Source organism: Ulvibacter litoralis (genome assembly GCF_900102055.1).
GTDB classification, from domain to species: Bacteria; Bacteroidota; Bacteroidia; order Flavobacteriales; family Flavobacteriaceae; genus Ulvibacter; species Ulvibacter litoralis.
The window spans coordinates 578,773-602,266 of the sequence record NZ_FNBA01000001.1 but is presented as its reverse complement, the minus strand read 5'-3'; the positions used below and the strand labels follow the sequence as shown (position 1 = coordinate 602,266).

The 23,494-nt window shown below is 36.0% G+C and carries 29 protein-coding genes; 22 read left to right on the top strand and 7 right to left on the bottom strand.

The features are described 5' to 3' along the window. Nucleotides 1-48: 48 nt before the first annotated feature. The 5 genes from BLQ00_RS02830 (at nt 49) to BLQ00_RS02810 (ending at nt 2,608) form a co-directional block, all read left to right on the top strand. Nucleotides 49-498, top strand: coding sequence for a DUF4199 domain-containing protein (locus BLQ00_RS02830; RefSeq protein ID WP_093140223.1), 450 nt, complete (start codon nt 49-51; stop codon nt 496-498). Between the two features lie 115 nt (nt 499-613). Continuing rightward, the gene (gene rplU, locus BLQ00_RS02825; protein WP_093140221.1) at nt 614-1,261 is read left to right on the top strand and encodes a 50S ribosomal protein L21; all 648 of its coding nucleotides are present in this window, start codon (nt 614-616) and stop codon (nt 1,259-1,261) included. A 44-nt stretch (nt 1,262-1,305) separates the two neighbouring features. Continuing rightward, nucleotides 1,306-1,566 (top strand): 50S ribosomal protein L27, encoded by a 261-nt coding sequence (rpmA, locus tag BLQ00_RS02820; RefSeq protein ID WP_093140218.1) that lies wholly within the window; start codon nt 1,306-1,308, stop codon nt 1,564-1,566. Between the two features lie 126 nt (nt 1,567-1,692). Further along, complete coding sequence (locus tag BLQ00_RS02815; RefSeq protein WP_139149350.1) at nt 1,693-2,028, top strand: hypothetical protein; 336 nt, start codon at nt 1,693-1,695, stop codon at nt 2,026-2,028. Nucleotides 2,029-2,065: 37 nt separating this feature from the next. Further along, nucleotides 2,066-2,608, top strand: coding sequence for a hypothetical protein (locus tag BLQ00_RS02810; protein WP_093140213.1), 543 nt, complete (start codon nt 2,066-2,068; stop codon nt 2,606-2,608). 169 nt (nt 2,609-2,777) lie between these two features. Here BLQ00_RS02810 and ahcY read toward each other — a convergent pair whose 3' ends face one another. Further along, the gene (ahcY, locus tag BLQ00_RS02805) at nt 2,778-4,094 is read right to left on the bottom strand and encodes an adenosylhomocysteinase (protein WP_093140210.1); all 1,317 of its coding nucleotides are present in this window, start codon (nt 4,092-4,094) and stop codon (nt 2,778-2,780) included. Nucleotides 4,095-4,177: 83 nt separating this feature from the next. Here ahcY and BLQ00_RS02800 point away from each other — a divergent pair, with 83 nt between their 5' ends. From BLQ00_RS02800 to BLQ00_RS02760, 9 genes are all read left to right on the top strand, one after another. Next, complete coding sequence (locus BLQ00_RS02800; protein WP_093140207.1) at nt 4,178-4,807, top strand: 4'-phosphopantetheinyl transferase family protein; 630 nt, start codon at nt 4,178-4,180, stop codon at nt 4,805-4,807. A gap of 8 nt (nt 4,808-4,815) precedes the next feature. Further along, on the top strand, nt 4,816-5,514 hold the full coding sequence (locus BLQ00_RS02795; RefSeq protein WP_093140205.1) for a phosphoglycerol geranylgeranyltransferase: 699 nt from the start codon (nt 4,816-4,818) through the stop codon (nt 5,512-5,514). A 3-nt stretch (nt 5,515-5,517) separates the two neighbouring features. Then, entirely contained in the window at nt 5,518-5,778 is a 261-nt protein-coding gene (locus BLQ00_RS02790; RefSeq protein ID WP_093140202.1) for a thiamine-binding protein, read from the top strand. After that, entirely contained in the window at nt 5,762-6,394 is a 633-nt protein-coding gene (gene pnuC, locus BLQ00_RS02785; RefSeq protein ID WP_093140199.1) for a nicotinamide riboside transporter PnuC, read from the top strand. The genes BLQ00_RS02790 and pnuC overlap by 17 nt, the downstream gene beginning before the upstream one ends. Beyond that, nucleotides 6,355-6,930, top strand: a complete 576-nt coding sequence (locus BLQ00_RS02780) for an AAA family ATPase (RefSeq protein WP_093140197.1) — start codon at nt 6,355-6,357, stop codon at nt 6,928-6,930. Before pnuC ends, BLQ00_RS02780 begins: the two co-directional genes overlap by 40 nt. Further along, complete coding sequence (locus tag BLQ00_RS02775) at nt 6,924-8,453, top strand: DUF4301 family protein (protein WP_093140194.1); 1,530 nt, start codon at nt 6,924-6,926, stop codon at nt 8,451-8,453. The genes BLQ00_RS02780 and BLQ00_RS02775 overlap by 7 nt, the downstream gene beginning before the upstream one ends. After that, nucleotides 8,453-8,857: an alternative ribosome rescue aminoacyl-tRNA hydrolase ArfB gene (gene arfB, locus BLQ00_RS02770; RefSeq protein ID WP_093140191.1), complete on the top strand. Its 405-nt coding sequence runs from the start codon at nt 8,453-8,455 to the stop codon at nt 8,855-8,857. The genes BLQ00_RS02775 and arfB overlap by 1 nt, the downstream gene beginning before the upstream one ends. A gap of 208 nt (nt 8,858-9,065) precedes the next feature. Beyond that, nucleotides 9,066-9,416 carry a hypothetical protein gene (locus BLQ00_RS02765; protein WP_093140189.1) on the top strand — a complete coding sequence of 117 codons (351 nt, stop codon included), beginning with the start codon at nt 9,066-9,068 and terminating at the stop codon, nt 9,414-9,416. Nucleotides 9,417-9,538: 122 nt separating this feature from the next. Then, nucleotides 9,539-10,897 carry a sigma-54-dependent transcriptional regulator gene (locus BLQ00_RS02760; protein WP_093140186.1) on the top strand — a complete coding sequence of 453 codons (1,359 nt, stop codon included), beginning with the start codon at nt 9,539-9,541 and terminating at the stop codon, nt 10,895-10,897. Here BLQ00_RS02760 and BLQ00_RS02755 read toward each other — a convergent pair. Then, the gene (locus tag BLQ00_RS02755) at nt 10,894-13,344 is read right to left on the bottom strand and encodes a hybrid sensor histidine kinase/response regulator (RefSeq protein WP_093140184.1); all 2,451 of its coding nucleotides are present in this window, start codon (nt 13,342-13,344) and stop codon (nt 10,894-10,896) included. The two genes, BLQ00_RS02760 and BLQ00_RS02755, sit on opposite strands and share 4 nt — an antisense overlap. 299 nt (nt 13,345-13,643) lie before the next feature. Here BLQ00_RS02755 and BLQ00_RS02750 point away from each other — a divergent pair, with 299 nt between their 5' ends. Further along, on the top strand, nt 13,644-15,821 hold the full coding sequence (locus BLQ00_RS02750; protein ID WP_175445402.1) for a TonB-dependent receptor: 2,178 nt from the start codon (nt 13,644-13,646) through the stop codon (nt 15,819-15,821). On the opposite strand, the gene BLQ00_RS02745 is transcribed toward BLQ00_RS02750, so the two are convergent. Beyond that, nucleotides 15,818-16,252 (bottom strand): Rieske (2Fe-2S) protein, encoded by a 435-nt coding sequence (locus BLQ00_RS02745; protein WP_093140178.1) that lies wholly within the window; start codon nt 16,250-16,252, stop codon nt 15,818-15,820. The two genes, BLQ00_RS02750 and BLQ00_RS02745, sit on opposite strands and share 4 nt — an antisense overlap. Nucleotides 16,253-16,432: 180 nt before the next feature. Here BLQ00_RS02745 and greA point away from each other — a divergent pair, with 180 nt between their 5' ends. Further along, complete coding sequence (gene greA / locus BLQ00_RS02740; protein WP_093140176.1) at nt 16,433-16,909, top strand: transcription elongation factor GreA; 477 nt, start codon at nt 16,433-16,435, stop codon at nt 16,907-16,909. Further along, nucleotides 16,910-17,302, top strand: coding sequence for an HIT family protein (locus BLQ00_RS02735; RefSeq protein ID WP_093140173.1), 393 nt, complete (start codon nt 16,910-16,912; stop codon nt 17,300-17,302). Nucleotides 17,303-17,309: 7 nt separating this feature from the next. Here BLQ00_RS02735 and BLQ00_RS02730 read toward each other — a convergent pair whose 3' ends face one another. Next, on the bottom strand, nt 17,310-17,651 hold the full coding sequence (locus tag BLQ00_RS02730; RefSeq protein WP_093140170.1) for a hypothetical protein: 342 nt from the start codon (nt 17,649-17,651) through the stop codon (nt 17,310-17,312). Then, nucleotides 17,648-18,802: a sensor histidine kinase gene (locus BLQ00_RS02725; protein ID WP_093140168.1), complete on the bottom strand. Its 1,155-nt coding sequence runs from the start codon at nt 18,800-18,802 to the stop codon at nt 17,648-17,650. Before BLQ00_RS02725 ends, BLQ00_RS02730 begins: the two co-directional genes overlap by 4 nt. 145 nt (nt 18,803-18,947) lie before the next feature. On the opposite strand from BLQ00_RS02725, the gene BLQ00_RS02720 reads away from it, so the two are divergent. From BLQ00_RS02720 to BLQ00_RS02705, 4 genes are all read left to right on the top strand, one after another. Continuing rightward, nucleotides 18,948-19,778: a flavin reductase family protein gene (locus tag BLQ00_RS02720; RefSeq protein WP_093140165.1), complete on the top strand. Its 831-nt coding sequence runs from the start codon at nt 18,948-18,950 to the stop codon at nt 19,776-19,778. Between the two features lie 21 nt (nt 19,779-19,799). Next, on the top strand, nt 19,800-20,177 hold the full coding sequence (locus BLQ00_RS02715; RefSeq protein WP_093140162.1) for a DUF3127 domain-containing protein: 378 nt from the start codon (nt 19,800-19,802) through the stop codon (nt 20,175-20,177). 176 nt (nt 20,178-20,353) lie between these two features. Further along, nucleotides 20,354-21,004, top strand: a complete 651-nt coding sequence (gene aat, locus BLQ00_RS02710) for a leucyl/phenylalanyl-tRNA--protein transferase (protein ID WP_093140159.1) — start codon at nt 20,354-20,356, stop codon at nt 21,002-21,004. A 157-nt stretch (nt 21,005-21,161) separates the two neighbouring features. Beyond that, nucleotides 21,162-21,512: a hypothetical protein gene (locus tag BLQ00_RS02705; RefSeq protein ID WP_093140157.1), complete on the top strand. Its 351-nt coding sequence runs from the start codon at nt 21,162-21,164 to the stop codon at nt 21,510-21,512. Here BLQ00_RS02705 and BLQ00_RS02700 read toward each other — a convergent pair. Further along, the gene (locus BLQ00_RS02700) at nt 21,509-22,072 is read right to left on the bottom strand and encodes a DNA-3-methyladenine glycosylase I (RefSeq protein WP_093140154.1); all 564 of its coding nucleotides are present in this window, start codon (nt 22,070-22,072) and stop codon (nt 21,509-21,511) included. The two genes, BLQ00_RS02705 and BLQ00_RS02700, sit on opposite strands and share 4 nt — an antisense overlap. Before the next feature lie 71 nt (nt 22,073-22,143). Between BLQ00_RS02700 and BLQ00_RS02695 the strand changes: the two genes are divergently transcribed. Beyond that, on the top strand, nt 22,144-22,764 hold the full coding sequence (locus tag BLQ00_RS02695) for a thioredoxin family protein (protein ID WP_093140151.1): 621 nt from the start codon (nt 22,144-22,146) through the stop codon (nt 22,762-22,764). Here BLQ00_RS02695 and BLQ00_RS02690 read toward each other — a convergent pair. Further along, nucleotides 22,761-23,480 carry a hypothetical protein gene (locus BLQ00_RS02690; protein ID WP_093140148.1) on the bottom strand — a complete coding sequence of 240 codons (720 nt, stop codon included), beginning with the start codon at nt 23,478-23,480 and terminating at the stop codon, nt 22,761-22,763. The two genes, BLQ00_RS02695 and BLQ00_RS02690, sit on opposite strands and share 4 nt — an antisense overlap. Between the last annotated feature and the right edge of the window lie 14 nt (nt 23,481-23,494).

Genomic DNA, 23,494 nt, shown 5'->3' with positions numbered 1-23,494 from the left:
TTTTAAAATTTTTTTCCGAAATTTATAGGAGTCATAAATACTTCTATTATGGGGAAAATAGCAATAAAATATGGAATAGGAACTGCGGTGGTTCTCATTGTTTATTTTTTACTACTGAAAGTTGTAGGGCTGCATGAATTTCCCGTTTTGAGTGTGGCAAACGGAATTATCTTTGGTGTTGGGATTTTAATAGCAATGCAAAAGTACAAAGCGAGTGGCAAGTCTTTTTTTTACCAAGATGGTTTTCAGTTAGGATTGGTTACTGGAGCAATTGCAACAATCTTATTTTCTATTTTTATGGCATTGTATATTTTCCAAATAGACACAGAATTTGCACATGCTATATTAGATTCTTGGAGCTTAAATTACAATAAAGGAGGCCTCATTATTATTGTGACTTTAATCATGATGGGTTTTTCTACTACCTTAGTACTTACCTTGGCATTTATGCAACTCTTAAAGGATTCTTGGAACGCTACGAAACATCCTGAAAAATAAGATTCTAAACCCTTTGTAATTTCCTTTTTTAAAATTATATTTGCACCCCTCTTATGCGAAGTAAGATTCGTTCTAAGGGATATAATTATTAACTAATTTAATTAAACGTTACGCTATGTACGCAATTGTAGAGATAGCAGGGCAGCAATTTAAAGTTGCAAAAGACCAAAAAGTCTTTGTAAATCGTTTAGCTACTGAAGAAGGTAAATCAGTGTCTTTTGACAATGTACTTCTTATTGGCGACGGTGACAAAGTAACTATTGGCGCCCCGGCTATAGACGGCGCTCAAGTAGGAGCAAAAGTCGTGAAACACCTTAAAGGTGACAAAGTTATTGTTTTCAAGAAGAAAAGAAGAAAAGGATACCGTGTGAAAAACGGACACCGTCAAGCTCTTACTGAAATCACTATTGAAAGCATTGTAGCTTCTGGAGCAACTAAATCAGCTCCAAAAGCAAAAGCTGCACCAAAAGCAAAAGCAGCTGCGCCAAAAGCAGCTCCTAAAGCAAAAGCTTCTGGAAAAGCAGATGATCTTAAAAAAGTTGAAGGTATTGGACCTAAAATTGCTGAAACGCTTAACGCGGCAGGAATTGTAACTTTTGCAGATTTAGCAAAAACAGATGCTGCGAAAATATCAGAAATTATTGCTGATGTTCGTGGTAACCACGTAACAGATACTTGGCCAGCACAAGCACAATTGGCTGCCGATGGTAAGTGGGACGAGCTTAAAAAATGGCAAGACGAATTAGATGGTGGTAAAGCGTAATTGCTTTAAACACTATAAGTTTAACAATATAAAATCTTAAGAAAATGGCTCATAAAAAAGGAGTTGGTAGTTCTAAGAATGGTAGAGAATCAGAATCGAAACGTCTAGGTGTTAAGATATTTGGTGGTCAAGCTGCTATTGCCGGGAACATCATCGTAAGACAAAGAGGTAATACACATCACCCAGGTGAAAATGTGTATGGTGGAAAAGATCACACGCTTCACGCTAAAGTGGATGGTTTGGTAAAATTCACTAAAAAGAAAGATAACAAATCATACGTTTCTATAGTTCCTTTCGAGGCTTAAGAAACACTTTCTTTACAATATTGAAACCCTGTTAGTATATCTAACAGGGTTTTTTTGTGCCTTTTTTTGTGTTTGTTGCTATTACAAAGATTAATTGTACCTTAATTGCAACTAAAAATTACCACTATGAAAAGAATAAGTACCTTGTTACTCGTTTTTGCGTTTTCTCTTTTTTTTACTTCGGAAACTTTTGCGCAAGAGATACAGAAATATGATTTCTTGGAAATTATTGTCGTTCAGAAAGCGAACAATCGAGGAAAAGTGAAACGTATTAAAGTAGAAGAACAAACGTCACTACTAGGCAAAACTATAACCGTAAAGGAAATTGAAGATATTGAAGAAACTTCTACACTGCTTAATTATATGAATAGCGCCAATTGGGAGTTTGTAGACCGACAATCTGTAGTGTCTGATGATAATGATCCTGTGTGGATGAGTTACATTTTTAGAAAGGCGAAGTAGGTGCTTCTTTTTGCTGTAAAAAATAAGCTATGAATCTATGTTAGTTCGTTTTATTATCATTCTTTTATTGGTTACTACCTCTTGTATTCCGCTTCGGGTTGCGCCCAATTTAGAGGAAGGGAAAATTGTGAAAGCAAAGAAGTTTGTTAATAACCTTCCCAATCAATTTAGCTATGTTTTTGATGATCCTAAAGAAGCCAATGAGTTTTATTATTACATAAATGCCAAGTACCAACTTAACTACGATGATTTTAATGGAAACATTCCTGTGGTTATTAATGGACAAACGTGTTATCTAACTTTTTATGAAGTTAATAAAGAAACAAAAACGGTTAATCTTGTTCCAGTTCTCGTAGATGCAGCACTTGAAGATAAAGGGCATGCTCCTGTTTTAAAAAGTTTAGAGGTCACTAGAAGCGGGAAGTGGTATCTTGCCCTGACAGTAACAGACGATCATTTAAATGACTGCCTTAATGAGGAACATCAAAATTTTGAAGAAGTAGAAAAATATGTTTCTAATCTAAGAAATGAGTATTTAACAACAACACATTACATAGAAGTATTTTTAAAAGCAAAATAGAAGTGGTTTGCACTAGCGATTGAAACGGCATCCTTTTTAGAGGCACGAGAAAAAGATACAGTGTAAAGCGCGGTACTGCGTAGCTTTTCGCGACGTAGTAATTGCCCAAAATAAAAAAATCCCAAACAATAACTGCTTGGGATTTTCAAATTTCTATAAATGAATTGATCTAGTATCTGTAGTATTCTGGTTTGAACGGTCCTTCAACAGTTACACCAATATAGGCTGCTTGTTCTTCGGTAAGCTCTGTAAGCTCAACGCCAATTTTAGCTAAGTGCAATTGTGCTACTTTTTCGTCTAAGTGTTTTGGTAACATATACACTTCGTTTCCATAAGCTTCTTTGTTTTTCCAAAGTTCAATTTGTGCTAACGTTTGGTTTGTAAACGAGTTGCTCATTACGAAACTTGGGTGTCCTGTTGCACAACCAAGGTTTACCAATCTACCTTCAGCTAATAAAATAATATCTTTTCCGTCGATGGTGTATTTATCAACTTGAGGTTTGATTTCTACTTTCGTACTTCCGTGGTTGTCGTTTAACCAAGCAACTGCAATTTCATTATCGAAGTGACCAATGTTACAAACAATAGTTTTGTCTTTCATTGCTTCAAAATGCTCTCCACGAACGATGTCTTTATTTCCAGTAGTCGTAATTACGATGTCTGCAGTTGGAAGAATGGTTTCCAAACGTTTTACTTCAAAACCGTCCATAGCCGCCTGAAGCGCACAAATTGGATCAATTTCGGTAACGGTTACAATAGAACCAGCACCTTTAAAAGAAGCTGCAGTTCCTTTACCAACATCACCATATCCACATACAACTACACGTTTTCCAGCAAGCATGATGTCTGTAGCACGACGAATCGCATCTACAGCACTCTCACGACATCCGTATTTGTTGTCGAATTTAGATTTAGTAACACTATCGTTAATATTGATAGCTGGCATTGGAAGTGTTCCATTTTTTACACGCTCGTATAAACGGTGAACTCCTGTTGTAGTTTCTTCCGAAATCCCGTTGATACCTGCTGCTAATTCTGGGTATTTGTCCAATACCATATTTGTTAAATCACCACCATCATCTAAAATCATGTTTAGTGGTTTGCGATCTTCACCAAAGAAAAGTGTTTGTTCAATACACCATTCAAATTCTTCTTCTGTTAATCCTTTCCAAGCGTAAACTGCTGTTCCGGTAGCTGCAATTGCTGCTGCTGCTTGATCTTGTGTAGAAAATATATTACAAGAACTCCAAGTAACTTCTGCACCTAAAGCTTGTAAAGTTTCAATTAAAACAGCTGTTTGGATGGTCATGTGTAAACATCCAGCAATACGAGCTCCTTTAAGAGGTTGTTCGTCTTTATACTCTTCGCGTAGCGACATTAGTCCGGGCATTTCTGCTTCAGCTAGCTCAATTTCTTTACGTCCCCAATCTGCTAGGGAAATATCTTTTACTTTAAACGCGGTGTAGGGTACTGTGTTCGTTGACATATTTAGTATCTTTATTCCCAAGTAACGGGAATGTTAAAATTTAATTTTCGACTGCAAAAGTACATAATATCTATCATATAATTATGCCTCTTTACAAAACTATAACACTTAGTCCAACCACTAAAGTCCTCATTTGGAAGATAGAAGAGTCTTTTGAAGAACTTTCGGAAGGAATACCACTAACACAACATTGTGAAAATCGCGTACTTGGGATGAAAAGCGACCTACATCGTCGTGGTTTTATGAGTGTACGCCATTTATTGGCTGCGGAAGGCTATACAGATTTCGATTTGTTTTACGATGAAAATGGAAAGCCGCATTTGCACAATGGAAAGCATATTTCGATTACACATTCATTTATTTTTTCGGCTATTGTGATTAGTGATTTGGAGGTTGGAATCGACATTGAAAAGCAACGTTCTAAAATTTTACGAATCGCACATAAGTTTACGCCCATTGAGGAATATCGCACTCTTGCTAATGAAGATGCCATTATGCGAAAGCTAACCTTGGTTTGGTGCGCTAAGGAGTCGTTGTATAAAAGTTTTGCGCATCCTGGCGTGAGTTTTATTCAGAATATCTATGTAGAAGATTTTAGCCTCGATAACTTGCATACCACCTCTACAGTTTCATTTGAAGCCGTAACTGTTAATTACGATGTTCACTTTTTGGAGTTCGAAGGGTTTACTTGTGCGTACGCATTGCTACAATAAGGGTGAGGATGGAATGTTACCAAGCACTGCTGAAAGGTATTTCTGAGAATCGAAAATTCTTAGCCATATTAATAGATCCAGATAAGTTTTTTATTGCGGAAGCAGATGTATTTCTGAAACAACTTCCGAAGGAAACAACACATCTTTTTGTGGGCGGAAGTACTGTTGTTGAAGGTGCTACCGAAGCTACTGTAAACGCATTAAAGCGAGCAAGTACATTGCCTATCTTTTTATTTCCGGGCGACTATACACAAGTTACTTCTGAAGCAGACGTACTTCTCTTTTTGTCGTTACTTTCAGGTAGAAATGCCGAGTATTTGATAGGGCAACAAGTAAAGTCAATTTCCAAGCTTCAGCAAACAGCATTAGAAATTATTTCAACAGGCTATTTGCTGCTCGATGGGGGGAATCAATCGGCGGTAGCTCGAGTAAGTAATACAGAGCCTATGTCTCAAGAGGATGTAGGCGCAATTGTGCACACAGCATTGGCTGGCGAGTATATGGGTGCAAAATTAATTTATTTGGAAGCGGGGAGTGGTGCTACAATTCCGGTACACCCAAGAATAATTTCCGAAGTTAAAAAAGCTATTTCCATACCTTTGTTGGTTGGTGGCGGAATTAGAACGGAGCGTCAAAAACAAGAAGCGTATACTGCGGGTGCGGATCTGGTGGTGATGGGAACCGTTTTTGAAAAGATAAAAAAATAAAGAATGAATATATCAGTCGAGTTAACATTAACCCCTTTGCAGGATAATTACGAACCTGCGATTATTGACTTCATAAAGAGCTTACGAAGCTCGGGACTAACCGTGCTTGAGAATCCGTTAAGTACACAAGTGTATGGCGAGTATGATGCAGTGATGAATATCCTTCAGAAGGAAATGAAAACTGCCTTAGAAGCTGTTGAAAGAGGCTTGCTGTATATTAAAATTGTAAAATCTGATAGAAGCGATTATGAGCCCCATTTTTGATTTTTTATTCGGACAGTACAATGAATATGAGACGTTAGATATCGTTTTAGAAATTGTAGCTGTTATTTTTGGGTTTCTATCTGTTTGGTTTTCTAAAGAGAACAAAATTTGGGTGTTTCCAACAGGGATGATTAGCACTGCTATTTTTGTCTATTTATTATTTAAATGGACCCTTTTAGGAGACATGATGATTAATGGGTATTACTTTATAATGAGTGTATATGGTTGGTATATTTGGACTCGTAAGATAGATGCGTCGCATGTTACGCCTATCAGTAAAACAACTAAAAAAGAGCATTTGTATTCAGTACTTATTTTTAGTGCGACTTTACTTTTTGTGTTTCTAGTATACACCGCTTTCGACAAATGGAATAGTTGGACTGCGTATGTAGATACCTTCACTACGGCTATCTTTTTTGTAGGAATGTGGCTGATGGCAAAGCGCAAAATAGAGAACTGGTTGTATTGGATTGTCGGAGATATTATTTCGGCTCCGCTATACTTTTATAAGGGCTTTACATTTACAAGTATTCAATATTTTATTTTTACTTTTATCGCCATTTTTGGTTACCTCGCATGGAAGAAACACTTAAACAACAACCCAGTACTTGTTTAAAAATAGTCTTGTTCGGACCTGAGTCAACAGGGAAGACAACATTGGCAAAACAGTTGGCTATTTACTTCAATACGTTATGGGTTCCAGAATTTATGCGTGGGTATTTGCAAAAAAAATGGGATGAAAAAGGAGAAAAATGCGAAATAATTGACTTAATTCCCATTGCTGAAGGACAAATGAAGGCAGAAAATGAAGCTGCAAAAAAAGCTAACAAGGTATTGTTTTTGGACACTAACTTGCTGGAAATCAAAACATATTCTGAATTTTATTACAATGGGTTTTGTCCGCCTGAAATTGATACTTGCATCAATGAAAGCAAGTATAGTCTGTATTTTCTTACGGGCATAGACGTGCCTTGGGAAATCGATGATTTACGTGATAGACCGGACGAAAGAGAAAAAATGTTTTGTATTTTTGAAACTCAACTAACCAACTATAACCTCCGTTATGAAGTTTTAACGGGTTCAAAAAGTCAACGTTTTGATTCCGCAGTTAAAATTATACAAGAATTGATTAAGGAAAAAAATGGATGTTAACAAATAAAGACCTAGAACAAATTGAGAGGCATGGACTGTGTTTAGAGCAAATAGAAGGACAAATAGAGACGTTTAAACGCGGAATTCCTTATGCTACTATTGTTACTGCCGCTTCTGTAGGAAATGGGATTGAAGTTATTGGAGAAAGTGACCAGCAAAAATTAGTTGCTTTATTTGAATCACGTAAAGTTGATTTAGATTTGGTGAAATTTGTTCCGGCCTCAGGTGCTGCTACACGAATGTTTCGTTTTTTACATGAATTTCTAGATCATTTTAATCCAGAAACAGACCGGCTAAATAGCTATTTAAAAAAAGAGCGTAATAAACAGATGGCAATTTTTATAAAGTCCCTGAAAGACTTTGCTTTTGTAAATACGGTTCGAAAAAAAATTAGAGAAAACTATCCAGAATACAGACATGGCACCAAAGAAATGCGCGCCTATCTTTTTGTGAATATGATGTTGGGTAGAAAAGGACTAAATTTTAATAGTCTTCCAAAAGGGTTAATTCCATTTCATAAATACACAAAATATTCAACGACTGCTTTTGAAGAACAATTGTATGAAGCTGCATTCTATGCTTCCGCTGGAGATGAGGCATTTTTACATTTTACCTTCGCAGAAAAGCATGTTCCTTTTTTTAAGGCCGAATTTGAAGGTGTTAAGAAAAGGGTAAGTAAAAAAACAAAGACTGAGTTTCATATTTCCTATTCTTTTCAGAAAAAAGAAACCGACACCATTGCAGTAAATCTAAAAAACGAACCGCTTCGTGATAGAGACGGCAATTTAATTTTTAGACCTTCTGGGCATGGCGCTTTAATTGAAAATTTAAATGATGTTGATGGGGATATTATTTTCATTAAAAATATAGACAACGTTGTTACAGAAGAGTTAGTAGATAAAACGGCATACTATAAAAAAGTATTAGCCGGTAAGCTTTTGTGGCTTCAAGATAAGGTTTTTGGATACTTAAATATGTTGCTTAACAGTGACTACACAGAAGAGTCTTTAAGAGAAATCAAATCATTTCTGTGGAATGCATTAAATATTAAAGACATTCCATCAACTGCTGAAGCAATTATTACCATTTTAAATAGGCCTATACGTATTTGTGGAATGGTGAAAAATACCGGAGCTCCAGGGGGCGGTCCTTTTTGGGTAAAAGATGCTTATGGTGAAACTTCGTTGCAAATTGTGGAACTATCACAAATAGATTTACAGGATGAACATCAAAAGGCGATAGCCTCTGAAGCAACTCACTTTAATCCAGTAGATATTGTTTGTGGCGTTCGTGATTATACTGGCAAGAAATTCGATTTAACACGATTTACAGATCCTTTTTCTGGGTTTATAACCAACAAATCACAAGATGGTGTTCCATTAAAAGCTTTGGAATTACCAGGTCTTTGGAATGGAGCAATGGCAAATTGGAATACAGCTTTTGTTGAAGTACCTCAAATAACATTTAATCCAGTTAAAACAGTAAACGATCTACTCACCAAGGAACACAGCCCAACCCTTTAATGGAACTTGATACGCTTTATAGAGAGCTTGCTTTTAAAGCGGTGCGCAGCAGTGGTCCCGGAGGACAACACGTTAATAAAACGGCTACAAAAATTGAATTGAGCTTTTCTATTGTTGCTTCGGAAGCATTTACGGAGCTGGAAAAAGAGCGGTTACAGGAGAAATTAAGCAATCGAATCTCACAAGATGGAATCCTAAGTTTGCAATGTGGCGAAACGAGAAGTCAACATCGCAACAAAGCTATTGTGATAGAACGATTGGTTACCTTACTGAAGGATGCCTTAAAAGTTGCCAAACCTCGTAAAAAATCAAAACCTTCAAAAAGTGCTATTGAAAGAAGGTTGCGTTCTAAAAAAGGACATGCTTTAAAAAAAGCAAACCGTAAACCTCCAAGTATCGATTAACATACTATCCACAAACTGTGTAAATTTTACACAGTTGTACTCTGTTTTATACACTTCTATATTTTCGGCACAATACTACAAATTCTTTAAAAGTACTTTAAATCAGCTACTTGTGTGATTTGATGACGACTAATTTTCTTTGGCACTAATTTTTCAATAAGCTAATCAGAAATAAATTGAAAACTATAAATTTTAAAATCAAAAAAAAATGAAAAAGTTAATTGTAGCCTCAGTATTCGCATTAGGAGTTGTAACAGCTGTAAATGCACAAGAAAAGAAACAACCAACCGCAATGAATGAAGCGCCTGTAAAAGAAATGACACTTCAAGCACCAGCTGATGATGTTCAAGATTTTAAAGACGTAAAAGCTTCAGACGTACCGCAAGAAGTAAAAGCTTCCGTAGAAAAAACCTACAAAGGAGCAACGATTTCAAGCGCAGCCAAAAATGATAAAGGAGTATACAAACTAGTTCTTACAGCTGGTAGTGATGCTACTGACTTAGAAAGCACAAATCAAACCGTGTATCTTAACAGTAAAGGGGAATTTATTAAAATGTAGTTCACTACAGGTAATTAGATTCAATACTTCTTAGGGAGCCCAATAGGGCTCCCTTTTTTTATGATAATTTTAAATAGTTCACAGGTATATACTCCTTATTTTTACGGAACCACACTGGAGTTATGAAAAATAAAATTCTTATTGTTGAAGACGATATTGCCTTCGGAAAAATGATCGCTAACTTTTTAGAGCGTCGTCAATTTGAGGTTCAAATAGCCACGAATAGTGAAGAAGCGAAGACTCAGATTGAAACTCAAAAGTATCAGCTTTTAATTACCGATCTACAACTTCCAGATGGCTCGGGATTGGAACTGCTAGATTTTTCAAGAAAAAACGCCAAGAAAACTCAAACTATTTTAATGACAGGCTACGCAGAAGTTTCAACTGCCGTAGAAGCTATTAAAAAAGGAGCGTTAGATTATATATCAAAACCCTTTCGCCCAGAAGAGTTGGTGATGATTATAGAGCAAGCTTTAGAAACGGAAAACAAAGAGGTGCCCGTAAATGTTTCCGAAGAAAAAAAGCAACCCGCGAAAGAAATAGAGACGGTAAAATCTGGTTTTGTAGCAGGAAATAGTGGGGTTTCTAAAAAGTTTAATGAGTATCTCAAATTGGTGGGGCCTACACAAATGAACGTGTTGTTGCAAGGTGAAAGTGGAACGGGAAAAGAGGTTGCTGCCAATGCGATTCATAATTTTAGTGATCGTAAAGACAAGAATTTTGTAGCAGTAGATTGCGGTGCTATTCCGAAAGAGATTGCTGCAAGTGAGTTTTTCGGACACATTAAAGGAAGTTTTACAGGAGCCATTACCGATAAAAAAGGACATTTTGAAGCCGCACATCTCGGAACTCTTTTTCTAGATGAAGTAGGAAATCTTTCGTACGAAAACCAGATACAATTGTTACGTGCGCTTCAAGAACGAAAAATTAAACCGGTTGGAAGTAGTAAAGAAATTGAAGTGGATGTTCGCATTGTAACGGCGACCAACGAAGATTTGGTGAAAGCCGTTTCGGAAGGAAATTTTAGAGAAGATTTGTACCACCGTTTGAATGAATTTTCGATTCAGATTCCTTCGCTTCGTGAGCGTACCGAAGATCTATTTCTGTTTACACATTATTTTTTAGAACAAGCCAATGCTTCGTTGGGAAAAAACGTGATCGGACTCTCAAAGCAAGTGGAAGAAGCTTTTAAAAGATACGCGTGGCCTGGAAATTTGCGAGAACTCAAAAATGTAATAAAACGGTCTGTACTGCTTACCAACTCAAGTTTAATTCCGTTGGATGTGATTCCGAGAGAAGTCATGGAAGCTTCTGAAAAGAAAGCAGCGCCGAAAGATTTTTCTAAAAATTCGAATGAAAAACAACTTATTATCAATGCTTTAAAAGAAGCCGGCAATAACAAATCTCGCGCCGCAAAATTATTAAATATTACCCGCAAAACACTTTACAATAAACTAGAACAATATCAAATCGAGCTTTAAGAAATTTCCTTTTCAAGTCCTGTGACAAGGTTGTTGAGGTGTTTTTTTAATGTTTCTGAAAGCGTTTTTAATTCACTGTCAGAAATTGTTTCTGAAGTTGCTTTTTCAAGTCGTTCTAGGATTGGTAGGATGTGTTTTGCTTCAATTTGACGCTTCATTGTAAGCATTTTATGTGCTATTGAATTAATCGTTTCAAAGTCTTTTGTTTGAAAAGCTTCTTCTAGTTCAATCCGATTCTTTTTTGTTTGATTTAAATACTCACTTAAAATTTCTTTTAAGGCCGCTTTGTCTCCAACAAAAGAAGATAACAACGCTAGACTATATTCTTCATTTGCATGTTTGGGTGATTGAAGTATTTCAGAATTTTCAGCTTTAATTTCAATTTTAGAGGGAAATAACTCGCTTAATAGCTTCGCGAGTTGATCTTTACTAAAGGGTTTCAGAAGCATGTTTGAAAACCCTTTTTCAAGGTATACTTTCTTTTCAATAGCCCTATTTCCTGTCATAGCAATTATAGGCTGTTGTGAATAAGCCGAAAGGGTGCCTTGTTGTATTTTTTTTAGGACTGTAAATCCATCCATATCGGGCATTTGAATATCGGTAAGTATAAAATCGAAGTCGGATGTCGCTCTTTTCTGAAGTTCTGTAAAAGTGGTATATAATTCCGTTTCAACATTGAGTAGCGCTAAAACTTCGCCAAGAAGTTCCAGCATTGTAGCATCGTCGTCTAGAATTAATCCTTTTATTTTTGAAAAGCCCTGTTGCTTTGAAACTTGTTTTTTAGGAATGATTCGATTCGATTTTTTCAAAGGAAGTTCTAAGGTAAAGGTACTTCCTTCTTCTAGTTTACTGGTTACGGTAAGACTTCCGTTGAGTAACTGACTAAGTTTTTTTGAAATGGCTAGTCCCAATCCGTAGCCACCATATTTAGGCGCGGTGTCTTCTTCCGCTTGCGTAAATTCTTTAAAAATAAGTTGTTGTTTTTCTTTTGAAATACCAATCCCCGTATCTTTTACACTAATTTGAAGCACGGCAGTTTCAGCAGTTTGTTTGTGCTCTGTTACTGAAATTTCAATCGTGCCTTCTTCCGTGAATTTAAAGGCGTTTCCAACAAGGTTGTGTATTATTTGCTGAATGCGAAGCGGATCGCCAATGTAAAATGTGTTCTGAACAGTTTCAGATATAGATACCAAAAGCGACACATTTTTTTGAGCGTACATGTCTTCTGAAGCTTTTGCAATGTCGTTAATGCAATTTTCCAACGAAAAGGGAATCGCATCAATAGTGAGTTTTCCAGCTTCCAGTTTTGAAAAATCTAACAAGTCGTTTACCAACTTCGAAATAAATGTAGCGCTTGTGCTAATTTGACTGCTGTAATGTTGTTGTTTTTCTGAAAGAGGCGTGTCTTCAATGAGCTCTGTATAGCCTAAAATTGTATTTAGTGGCGTTTTTAAATCGTGACTCACCGTAGAAATGAGTTGCTCCCTGCTTTTTAATAAATCTTCAGAATATTGTTTGGCTTCAGCGAGATTGGTTTTAAATTTTTCAGCCTTAAAAAAGTCAGTGAGAATAAGGTAGGTAAACAATAGCATAATAAGCGCTGCTGCAATACTCGCTAACTTTAATGTGTACGAAGTGCGTTGAATCGAGGCGAGGCGATGTTCTTTCTCTAGATTGTTGTTTTTACTAATTTCAAAATCTAAGGCTGCGATAATTTGACGTAATTGTTCCGAAATGGTAAGGTCATTTCGAATCAATTCGTTTTCTTTTTGTTGCAACGATTGCCGAATACGCGAATTTTCTTTTTTAGCTTCAGAAACAATAAAGCGCGAAGCGACCAACATAGAATCGACCATTTTGGTGTTCAGTTTTGTGGTGTCGGTGAGGGTGCTTGCGTTTAACCAATCAACATACGACTGCCAAACTTTCCGTTCTTTTTTAGAAAGTATGGAAGGATTTTTAATCATGGTTTCTAGGGAGTTTTTTCCCATGGTCTCTTCCAATTTTTTAATCTCATCCAGAATATCGTCTAGCGAAGAATCTTTATTACTGGTAATCGTTAACACACGAAGTTGTTCTATGTTTCGCGTTTTTTCTTCCAACAATGATTTTACGCTATCCAATTGTTTGAGTTGAAAGGCACTAGAGGTGAGTTTTTTAATGTTTTCTATTTGATTGTAAAGCGAATCCACTTTCGTGGTGTATTTTATAAAATCTTCTTCTTTTTCGGTAAGTAGTGCAATGCGAGAAAAACCATCCGTTTCATACACCAAATTGATTAACATTCCAGTTTCAATAAACTTTTGGTCCAATGAATTTTCGGAAGCATTCTGAATATACGCCTTGTATTCAGAATAAATAAAAGCACTTACAAATACAGCCAACGCTAAGATTACCAAATAGCTAAGGATGATTTTTAGGGTAAGTTTGTTTTTTGGTTGCTGCATCTTTCAAAAATAATCACAATTAAAACAGGCGAGTATTAAGGTTTTGATAAAAAAAGGATGTCTATTAAAATAAAGTTGTGTTATATTTGCGGCATCTCAAAGGGGTGCCGTAAAAAGCTGAGATTATACCCATAGAACCTTGAACAGGTAATGCTGTTTAGGAAACCAAGTCTAAGAGAATGTCTTTCAGATATTTTTTTAGACCATGCGAACCAATGATATCGTATCTGCGGAAGCAAACAATTTATTTAACCTTAACAAAGAATAACGCCCCTTTTATTCGTAATTATTATTTACGAATGAAAAAATTATTCATTTCACTTACCGTTTTAACAGCAATAGCAAATGGCTATTCGCAAGAAAAAGTTAAAGATTCTACTTCCGTAGAAAAACTAGAGGAAGTATTAATTCAATCAGTTCGGGTAGATGCAGATTCGCCCATTACCCATTCAAATTTAGAAAAAGAAGAGCTTGAGAAGCGAAACCTAGGGCAAGACATTCCTTATATGCTTTCGTACTTACCATCGGTTGTCACCACGAGTGATGCAGGTGCTGGTGTAGGGTATACATACATTCGTGTGCGTGGTAGCGATGCTTCACGAGTAAATGTTACGTTAAACGGAATTCCGTTTAACGATGCCGAAAGTCAGGGGTCGTTTTTTGTAAACTTACCCGATTTTACGTCATCAGTTCAAAGCTTGCAGTTGCAACGTGGTGTTGGAACGTCAACAAACGGTTCTGGTGCTTTTGGAGCAAGTTTAAACATGCTTACCGATGGTGTTTCAGAAAAGGCATACGGCGAAATTTCAAATGCAATTGGTTCGTATAACACGCGCAAACACAATGTAAAGTTTAGCACAGGATTGTTAAGCGATCACATCGAGTTGGCGGGACGGTTGTCTACCATCCAGTCAGACGGGTATATTGATAGAGCGACAAGTGATTTAAAATCGTATTACTTACAAGGATCGTACGTTGGAAAAAACACCTTAATTAAAGCCATCACCTTTGGAGGAACTGAAGAGACGTATCAAGCATGGAATGGAATTGATTCAACAAAGTTGCGAGACGACAGAACCTATAATCCTTCAGGGGCTTATACCGATGCCGATGGCAACGATCAGTTTTACGACCAAGAAGTAGATCACTATTCGCAAGATCATTATCAGTTGCTTTGGAATCAACGTTTCAATAATAAATGGAGCACCAATCTAGCACTTAATTATACCTACGGAAGAGGGTATTTTGAGCAATATAAAGAAGACGAATCTTTTGAAGATTACGGGTTTGAGCCAATCGAAATAGGGGGTGAAACCATAAATACTACAGATTTAATACGTCGTCGTTGGTTAAACAACAACTTTTACGCAGCCAATGCGAACGTAACGTACAAAGACACTCGGGTAGATGTAACGGGAGGAATTTTTTATAGTTATTACGGAGGGGATCATTTTGGAGAAGTGATTTGGGCTCAAAATGCAGGAGGTTCTGAGATTAGAGACCGTTATTATAGTGGAAATGGAGATAAAAATGAATTCACTGTCTTCGGAAAAATGACCTATCGTTTAAATGACCAATGGAGTGTATTTGGAGATCTTCAAGGACGTTTTGTAAGTTATAGAACGAGCGGAATTACCTCCGATTTACTTCCGTTAGTAGTTCGTGAAAAGTATAGTTTTTTCAACCCAAAAGCGGGGGCTTCATTTCAGTTAAACGATGCCAATCAGTTTTATTTCTCCTACGGAAAAGCAAACAGAGAGCCTCGTAAAAGCGATTTTGAACAAGGCATTTTTACGGCTGAAAAATTAGACGATTTTGAATTAGGATGGCGAACTGCTTCTGAAGCTGTTAAAGTAAATACCAACCTTTTTTATATGAACTATAAAGATCAATTGGTGCTTACTGGAGCGCTAGATGATGTAGGAGCGCCTATTCGTGCTACTAGTGGTAAAAGTTATCGTTTAGGACTTGAAGTGGATGCAGAAGTGCGTATTTCCAATCAAGTACGTGTGTTTCCAAACATTGCTTTAAGCACGAATAAAAATTTAGACTTTGTGACTGCTAGAGATGGTGGTTTGGTAAATCTAGGAACTACAAATACCTCTTTCTCTCCCGGAATTGTGGCTGGAAATAGAATTGAATACAGTCCTATTAACAAGTTGCAGTTTTCATTACTATCAAAGTTTGTAGGCGAGCAATATATGGGAAATATTGACAGCGATGCTTCAAAATTGGAGAGTTACTTTATCCACGACTTTAATATTTTCTATACGTTAGACAATGTGCCTGTTGTACAATCAATAGTATTCTCTGGACTGGTAAATAACATCTTTAGCACAAAGTATGTGTCTAATGGATATTTCTACACCTACGATGATGACTGGAGCGTTCCTGGACAAGTTACGACCATAGAAGGAGCAGGCTATTATCCGCAGGCTGAAATTAATTTTTTAGTGGGTGCTACTGTAAAATTTTAATTGGTGATTTGAATATTGTCACCTGTTCTAATAGAGCGATATTGTTGCATAGGGTATAAATCTGGATTGGATCTATGCTGTCCTGTAACAATATCGTATTTATTAGAATCTGAAGTACAAGGGCACGTGGTTTCAATACCAGAAATTGTCATCCCCGAACAAGAGCTAGGCACATGATTTGGGTCGCTTAGGTCGAAGGCGGTGTAAAATTCAGAATTTACACAATACACCACAATGCCTCGAATGCCTTCTCCGGGAAGAACAATACTATTTCCAGGAAATTTTAAGTCATTGTATTGCGGTAAGTTTAGGTTTAAGTTTACGCTAACAATCGGACTTAACAAGAAGGGATTGTTGTCGTTAGGAGAATCATCTTTATTACAGCTTAAAAGTGTTAAGGATAAAAACAGGGAGAATATAATACGTTTCATTAGGGGTCTAAAATTTAAGTTCAAAAGTAGTACAAAATATGTAATAAGTTATTTTTTAGTATATTTGTGTAAAAGAAATCCCGTCTCGCAATGGGATTTTTTGTATTTATAGAGACAGACGTCATTTTAAATTGAAAATGTGGTATTTAAAGGACATTGTACAACAAAAACGAATAAACTATGAGTAAAGTATCTTATTATACAGCAGAAGGTTTAAAAAAGTTGAGAGAAGAACTTAATCAGCTTAAAGATGTGGAGCGTCCGAATGCTTCTAAAGCAATTGCGGAAGCTCGTGATAAAGGAGATTTAAGTGAGAATGCAGAATATGATGCTGCAAAAGAGGCACAAGGAATGCTAGAAATGCGCATTTCTAAATTGGAAGAAGTATATGCCAATGCTCGTTTAATAGATGAGTCTGTTTTAGATACCTCTAAAATTTTAGTGCATTCTAATGTGAAGATTAAAAATCAAGCCAACGGGATGGAAATGAATTATAAATTGGTGGCGCAAAGTGAAGCCGATTTAAAAACTGGAAAAATTTCAGTAGATTCACCTATCGGAAAAGGATTGCTTGGTAAGAAAGTAGGGGATGTAGCCGAAATACAAATCCCAAACGGAGTTATAAATTTTGAAATTTTAGAAATTACAAGAGACTAAATGGTGTCTATTTTTACACAAATAATTGAAGGTAAAATTCCTTGTTACAAAGTAGCAGAGGACGAACATTTTATAGCTTTTTTAGACATCAATCCAAATGCGAAAGGACATACATTATGTGTTCCTAAAGTCGAGGTGGATAAAATTTTCGACCTAGATGAAGAAACTTATATAAAACTGATGAAGTTTTCTAGAAAGGTTGCCATCGCTTTGGAAAAAACGGTTGCTTGTAAACGAGTAGGAGTTGCAGTTGTTGGATTGGAAGTGCCACATGTTCACGTTCATTTAATTCCGTTAAATGAGATGAAAGAAATGACTTTTTCTCACAAAGTTGCTATGTCTTCAGAAGAATTTATAGCTTTGGCTACGGCAATTCAAAAAAACATGGCTTAGAAATACGCTATAGGCTAGCTACATAAAAAACCACAAAAAGAACGAGTAGAATGCCAATTACGACTGAATACGTAATAGGTTTTAATTGTATTTGTGCACTTTTTGGTTTTGCTTGTTTTTTATGATATTGATACACACGTTCAATATCTTCATTCCAGTTTACAGGATAAATAATATTTTTACAACTATGACAATACAGGGTTTCTGAAACTTCCTTTTTTATTTTGTTGTAATATTTATTTTCGTGTTCTTCTTGGATAAACGAAATCTCTAAACCATCTGTAGCATAACATACAGGGCAATTGTTTTTTAGCTTTGCGATATGTAGTATTTGTTCTATGGTATTCATGTCAATTTATTAAATTGTAATGCTATTTCCATAGTAGTTCCAGTTTCTGGGCTACTTTTTAACACGCGTATTTTACCGTTATGGTATTCAGATATAATTCGTTTAGAGAGGGACAAACCGAGTCCCCAACCTCTCTTTTTACTTGTGTAGCCAGGACGAAATATTTTTTTAAAATCTCGTTTGGCTATTCCTTTTCCCGTATCACTTATGCGAACCATTGCGTATTTTGCATTTGTTTCAATGGAGACGGTAATGGTTCCCTTCCCTCTCATTGCATCAATGCCATTCTTTACCATATTTTCTATGGTCCAACTATACAATTGAGAATTCAGTTTTACGTAAATTTCATCATCAGGAACGTCTAATTCAAACTTGATTAATTTAGAACTACGCCTTTTAAGATAGTCAAAAGTAGCTTTTGTTTCAGCAATTAAATCTGTTTTTTCAAGTTTTGGGATCGATCCAATTTTCGAAAATCGTTCTGTAATGGTTTCCAGACGGTGAATGTCTTTTTCCATTTCGACGATGTATTCTTGATTTATATTTTCCGTTTTAAAAATTTCGGTCCAACCTACAAGCGAGGATAAAGGTGTTCCAATTTGATGTGCAGTTTCTTTTGCCATTCCAGCCCACAATTTGTTTTGTTCGGCCGATTTAGAAGTCTTATAAAAAAGATAAATTGCAGCAATAAATAAGAAGATTATTAAAATTAATACAGCAGGATAATACTTTAGCTTTTTAATAATGGGAGAGTTTCCGTAGTAAATAGTTGCTAATAATTCATCATTATATTTTATCTCAATAGGCTTGTATTCAGACTTAAATTGCACTACGAGATTTTCAATTTTTTCAGGCGTATTTACATCTCTTTTGTCCAAATTTCGCTCGGTGTAAATTTGTTCCCGATGACTATATACCAGCATAGGAGTTGTGGTGTTCGCTTTAATTACTTCTAATGAAGTGTCGCTAATTACAGCATCCTTATCGTCGTTCTGAAGTTCGGTCTGAGCGGTAGCCCAAATCTGCATTTTGGTTCGTTCGTTTTCTTTTAGTTGATTAAAAAATGAATATGTATTCCATAAAATAAGTCCAATAATACAAAGTGAAGAAAAAATAAATACCCAACGGGTAAGTGTAGTATTGTTTTGCATACAGAAAAGCGATTTCCGATTTTAACCTTCATTAATTTTATACGGTGGGGTTAAAACCTTAGTGGATAAATATAATGCAAATATGTTAATATTATTGTGTACACAAATTTTTAGAAACTTTATAGTTTGGCTACTTTTGTAATCCATGAAATCAATTAATCCGAAAGACATATCTACAGGGCAATTGCACGGGTACCTTTTAGGCGCCATAGCTCCTCGTCCTATTGCATTTGCAAGTACTGTTGATGCTGAAGGCAATGTAAATTTATCGCCTTTTAGCTTCTTTAATGTGTTTAGTGCTAATCCGCCCATTCTAATTTTTTCTCCTGCGAGAAGAGTTCGTGATAATACTACAAAACACACCCTAGAAAATGTACTTATTAACAAAGAGGTTGTTATAAACATTGTAAGTTATGCCATGGTGCAACAAATGTCTTTGTCTTCTACAGAATATGCCAAAGGAGTTAATGAGTTTGAAAAAGCTGGGTTTACTGAAGCAGCTTCAGTAGCAGTAAAACCACCCCGCGTGGCAGAATCTCCTGTTCAATTTGAATGTAAAGTAAATGAAGTGATTTCTCTTGGGGACAATGGAGGTGCAGGAAACCTTGTTATTTGCGAGGTTGTTCAGTTACATATAGATGAAACTATTTTAGATTCCGAAGGAAAAATTGATCCTGTAAAAATTGATACGGTAGCTAGAATGGGTGGGAATTGGTACAATCGTGCCAAAGAAGGAATGTTTGAAGTGCCAAAACCTCTTACAACGCTTGGTATTGGTGTAGATGCTTTACCTGAAGCGATTAAAAACAGTGCGATATTAACAGGAAATGATTTAGGAATGTTGGCGAATGTTGAAAATTTGCCTGAAGAAGCAAACACTTTTGTAAATGCTTCGGAAGAAATACATATTTTAGCACAACAGCAGCTTTGTAACGGAAATGTTTCCGAAGCATGGAAACTTTTAGTAAAAAAATAAATAATTATAGAAACGAATAAGATGGATTTACAAGGAAAAATTAAAATGATAGATGAAACTAAAACGTTTGGAAACAATGGTTTTAGAAAGAGAGAGCTGGTAATTACTACCGAAGAACAATACCCACAGCATATTCTTATTGAGTTTGTTCAAGATAAAACAGATTTGTTAAATTCATACCAAGTTGGACAAAACGTAAAAGTAAGTATCAATATTAGAGGCCGTGAGTGGGTAAACCCTCAAGGTGAAACTAAATATTTCAACTCTATTACAGGTTGGAGAATCGAAAATATTGATCAATCTGCTAATAGCGCTGGAATGCCTCCAATGCCTCCAGTTGATGCTTTTGAGCCAGCGAGCAATTTAAACGAAGAAGATCACGACGATTTACCGTTTTAAATCTATAAAACAGTAAACGAAAGGCTGTCTGTATAGTACGTTTTTATGTCCGTTTGAGCACAGTTCCTAACTGTTGCATAGGTCTCGACTTCGCTCGATTCTACAAATAGATTATAAGTACAACTATAGACAGCCTTTTTATTTTAAAAATTAACTGCTAACACCATATTATATAAGTGTTTTACTTGTCTTCAGCTCTTGCCTTTCCAGAACCTTCCAAAGCAGATGATGATGGGTTGTTAGCCATAGGAGGCGATTTATCTACAAAGCGGTTACTGCTAGCTTATAACTCCGGAATTTTCCCTTGGTATGAAGACGATCAACCTATTTTATGGTGGAGTCCAGATCCAAGAATGATATTATATCCTGAGCAGTTAAAGGTTTCGAAAAGCCTTCAGAAAACAATTACTAAAAATGTATTTACAGTAACCTATAATACTGCTTTTTCCGAAGTAATACATAACTGTGCCACCGCAAAAAGAAACGGACAAAATGGAACTTGGATTACAGCCGAAATGCAAGAAGCCTACATTCAATTACACAATCAAGGAATTGCAATTTCTGTTGAGGTGTGGAAAGACGGTGCCTTGGTAGGCGGACTGTACGGCATTGATTTAAAAGAAAAAAAGGTTTTTTGTGGCGAAAGTATGTTTAGCAAACAAAGCGATGCCTCTAAAGTTGGGTTTTGTCATTTGGTATCGAAACTTAGACAAAAAGAATACCACGTAATAGACTGTCAGGTGTATACCGCTCATTTAGAAAGCCTTGGGGCTGAGGAGGTTTCTAGAGACCAGTTTTTAGCGCTTTTGAATAGATTTGGTGACTAAATTTATGTTTTCTTTTTATTTTAACATAGTCTATAGATTAATCTCCAAGTTTTTTCGTTTTTTTGTGAAACAAGCCTAATTAAAAACAGTAAACGTAAGAAATTTCCATATCAATAAGAATTTTCCTACATTTGCTTTCCAATGTAAAATACTATTTATGAAAAAGCTCCCCCAGCTTATCTGTCTACTGTTACTTTTTATTTCATTTAGTTCTTTAGCGCAAACGACTAAAAGTTCAAAAATTGATGTCAATAAAGATGTTGATATTGTTAAGGTTTACGAACAATTAGCCATGGAAGGATACGGAACTCCTCGTATTTATAAAGAATTAGCCAATGCCTATTATTTTAAAAACGAGTACAAGAAGGCGAAAAAGTGGTTTGAACAGTTGTTTAAACTTCAAAAACCTTTAGATGCAACCCTTAAGCATAGATATAGACAAACGCTAAAGGCTTTAAATATTGCACACGCAAACAACGAATACCTTGCGGTTGTAAAGCTTGACTAAACTTCCTGGTATCGAAAACAAGTTATCAAGTGGTCATTTACCATTCCGGTGGCTTGCATAAAGGCATACACAACGGTTGAACCTACAAATTTAAATCCGCGTTTCTTCAAGTCTTTGCTAATAACATCGCTTAAAGGAGTGTTGGCAGGAGCATTTGTAAGTGATGTAAGTTTGTTTTGAACAGGCTTTTCGTCAACAAAATTCCAAATATACTTGCTGAAACTACCGAATTCGTCTTGAATTTTTTGGAATGCAATGGCATTGCTTACGGCCGAATTTACTTTTAATTTATTTCGAATAATTCCCGCGTCTTGTAATAATGAGGCTATTTTTTCTTGATCGTAGTGGGCAATTTTTTTGTAGTCAAAATTGTCAAAAGCTTTTCTGAAGTTTTCACGTTTTCGAAGAATTGTAATCCAACTCAAACCTGCTTGAAAAGTTTCTAAAAGGAGAAATTCGAACAATGAAGCATCCTCTTTAACGGGAACACCCCATTCTTCATCATGATATGCCATATAAAGTGGGTCCGATCCACACCAAGAACATCTTTTTTTATCCATTTTGACTATTTTTGAAACAGCAATATAAGTAAAGCTAGTAAGTTTTTGAACAACATGACGTCTTAATGATTATGGAAAAAACAATTGAATTACAAACGCCAGAAACCTTAGTGGCTGAAGGCTTGAAGAAAGCAATTTCATATAAAGAATATAGAGACTTAGTAGCAAATCATGTGTTAGAAGGTACCAATACCGGACCCGTTCAAAATGAAGGTTTGGCGCAATACACAGTGCTTAACGATGCGCGAATGCGACGTCTAGACAAGACAGTGAAAGTTCCAGAAAGTGCTTTAGAACTGTTTAAAAACACTGCAGAGCCCCTCGAGTGGTTAGTGATTACGGAAAGTTGGTGTGGTGATGCGGCGCAAACAATGCCTGTTATGAATGCAGTTGCTCAGTTATCTGATAAAATCAATTTCAGTGTGGTTTTAAGAGATGAAAATCCTGATTTGATGAATGCATTTTTAACCAACGGCGCTATGTCTATTCCGAAACTTGTTGTTTTTGATAAAACGTCAAATTCGATTCAAGGTGTTTGGGGACCAAGACCCGAAAAAGCAACCAAGATGGTAACCGAATTTAAAGAAGCTCACGGATTATTAACTCCAGAATTTAAACAAGAATTGCAAGTATGGTACAATAAAGATAAAGGACAAAGTACCATCGAAGATTTAACAAAGTATATAAGCTAATTTTGTCCTTGAAAATTATACGTAATAGATCCTAATTGTTTGTCTTTATTAGCCTCTGTGGTAAATCTGGTTTGATCTGCATAGTCTAAAGCGGCATCTATAAGGCAGGCATTTGAGGTGGTAGAGCTCGCTTCGTTGTATTTGCTTTTAACCACTTTCCCAGTGGCGCTCACTTCAATGTTTATGACAACTTTTCCGTAGCTACCGCAAGTATATACTGGATTTGGAAGGTCTATCACATTTCGGTTTACCAAACGATAACTAACGGTACTGTTTCTATTTGCCGATTTTGTTACTGAAACTTTTTCAGTTTTATTGGAACCGTTAGAGGTTTTTTTCTTGACTTCTGAAACCTTTTTTTTCTGAAGGGCTAAATCTCCTGCAGAAGCATTGGTGTCGCTCTCATTGCTTTCAGATGCTGACTCTTCTTTGAGTCCGTCGGTTTCTTCCGTTAAAATACGTTCTTCGTTTTCTATTTCTGAAATAAATTTTTCAGCTTCATTAAAGGCTCTGTTGGTTTGAATTTTAATGGTTTTCTTCGGAACCGAAGCCATATCGTCTTCTACTTCATTTTCTATAACCGCATATTCAATATCAAAGCTTTCTTCAGGAACTACTTTGTATTTTGAAAGTTTTATGCTTTTGAAGGCTAAAAACAAAATTCCGAAGAGTAACGAAGTGATTAAAAAGGCGCGATATGAATAATTAAAATTCATTGTAAGTACTGAAA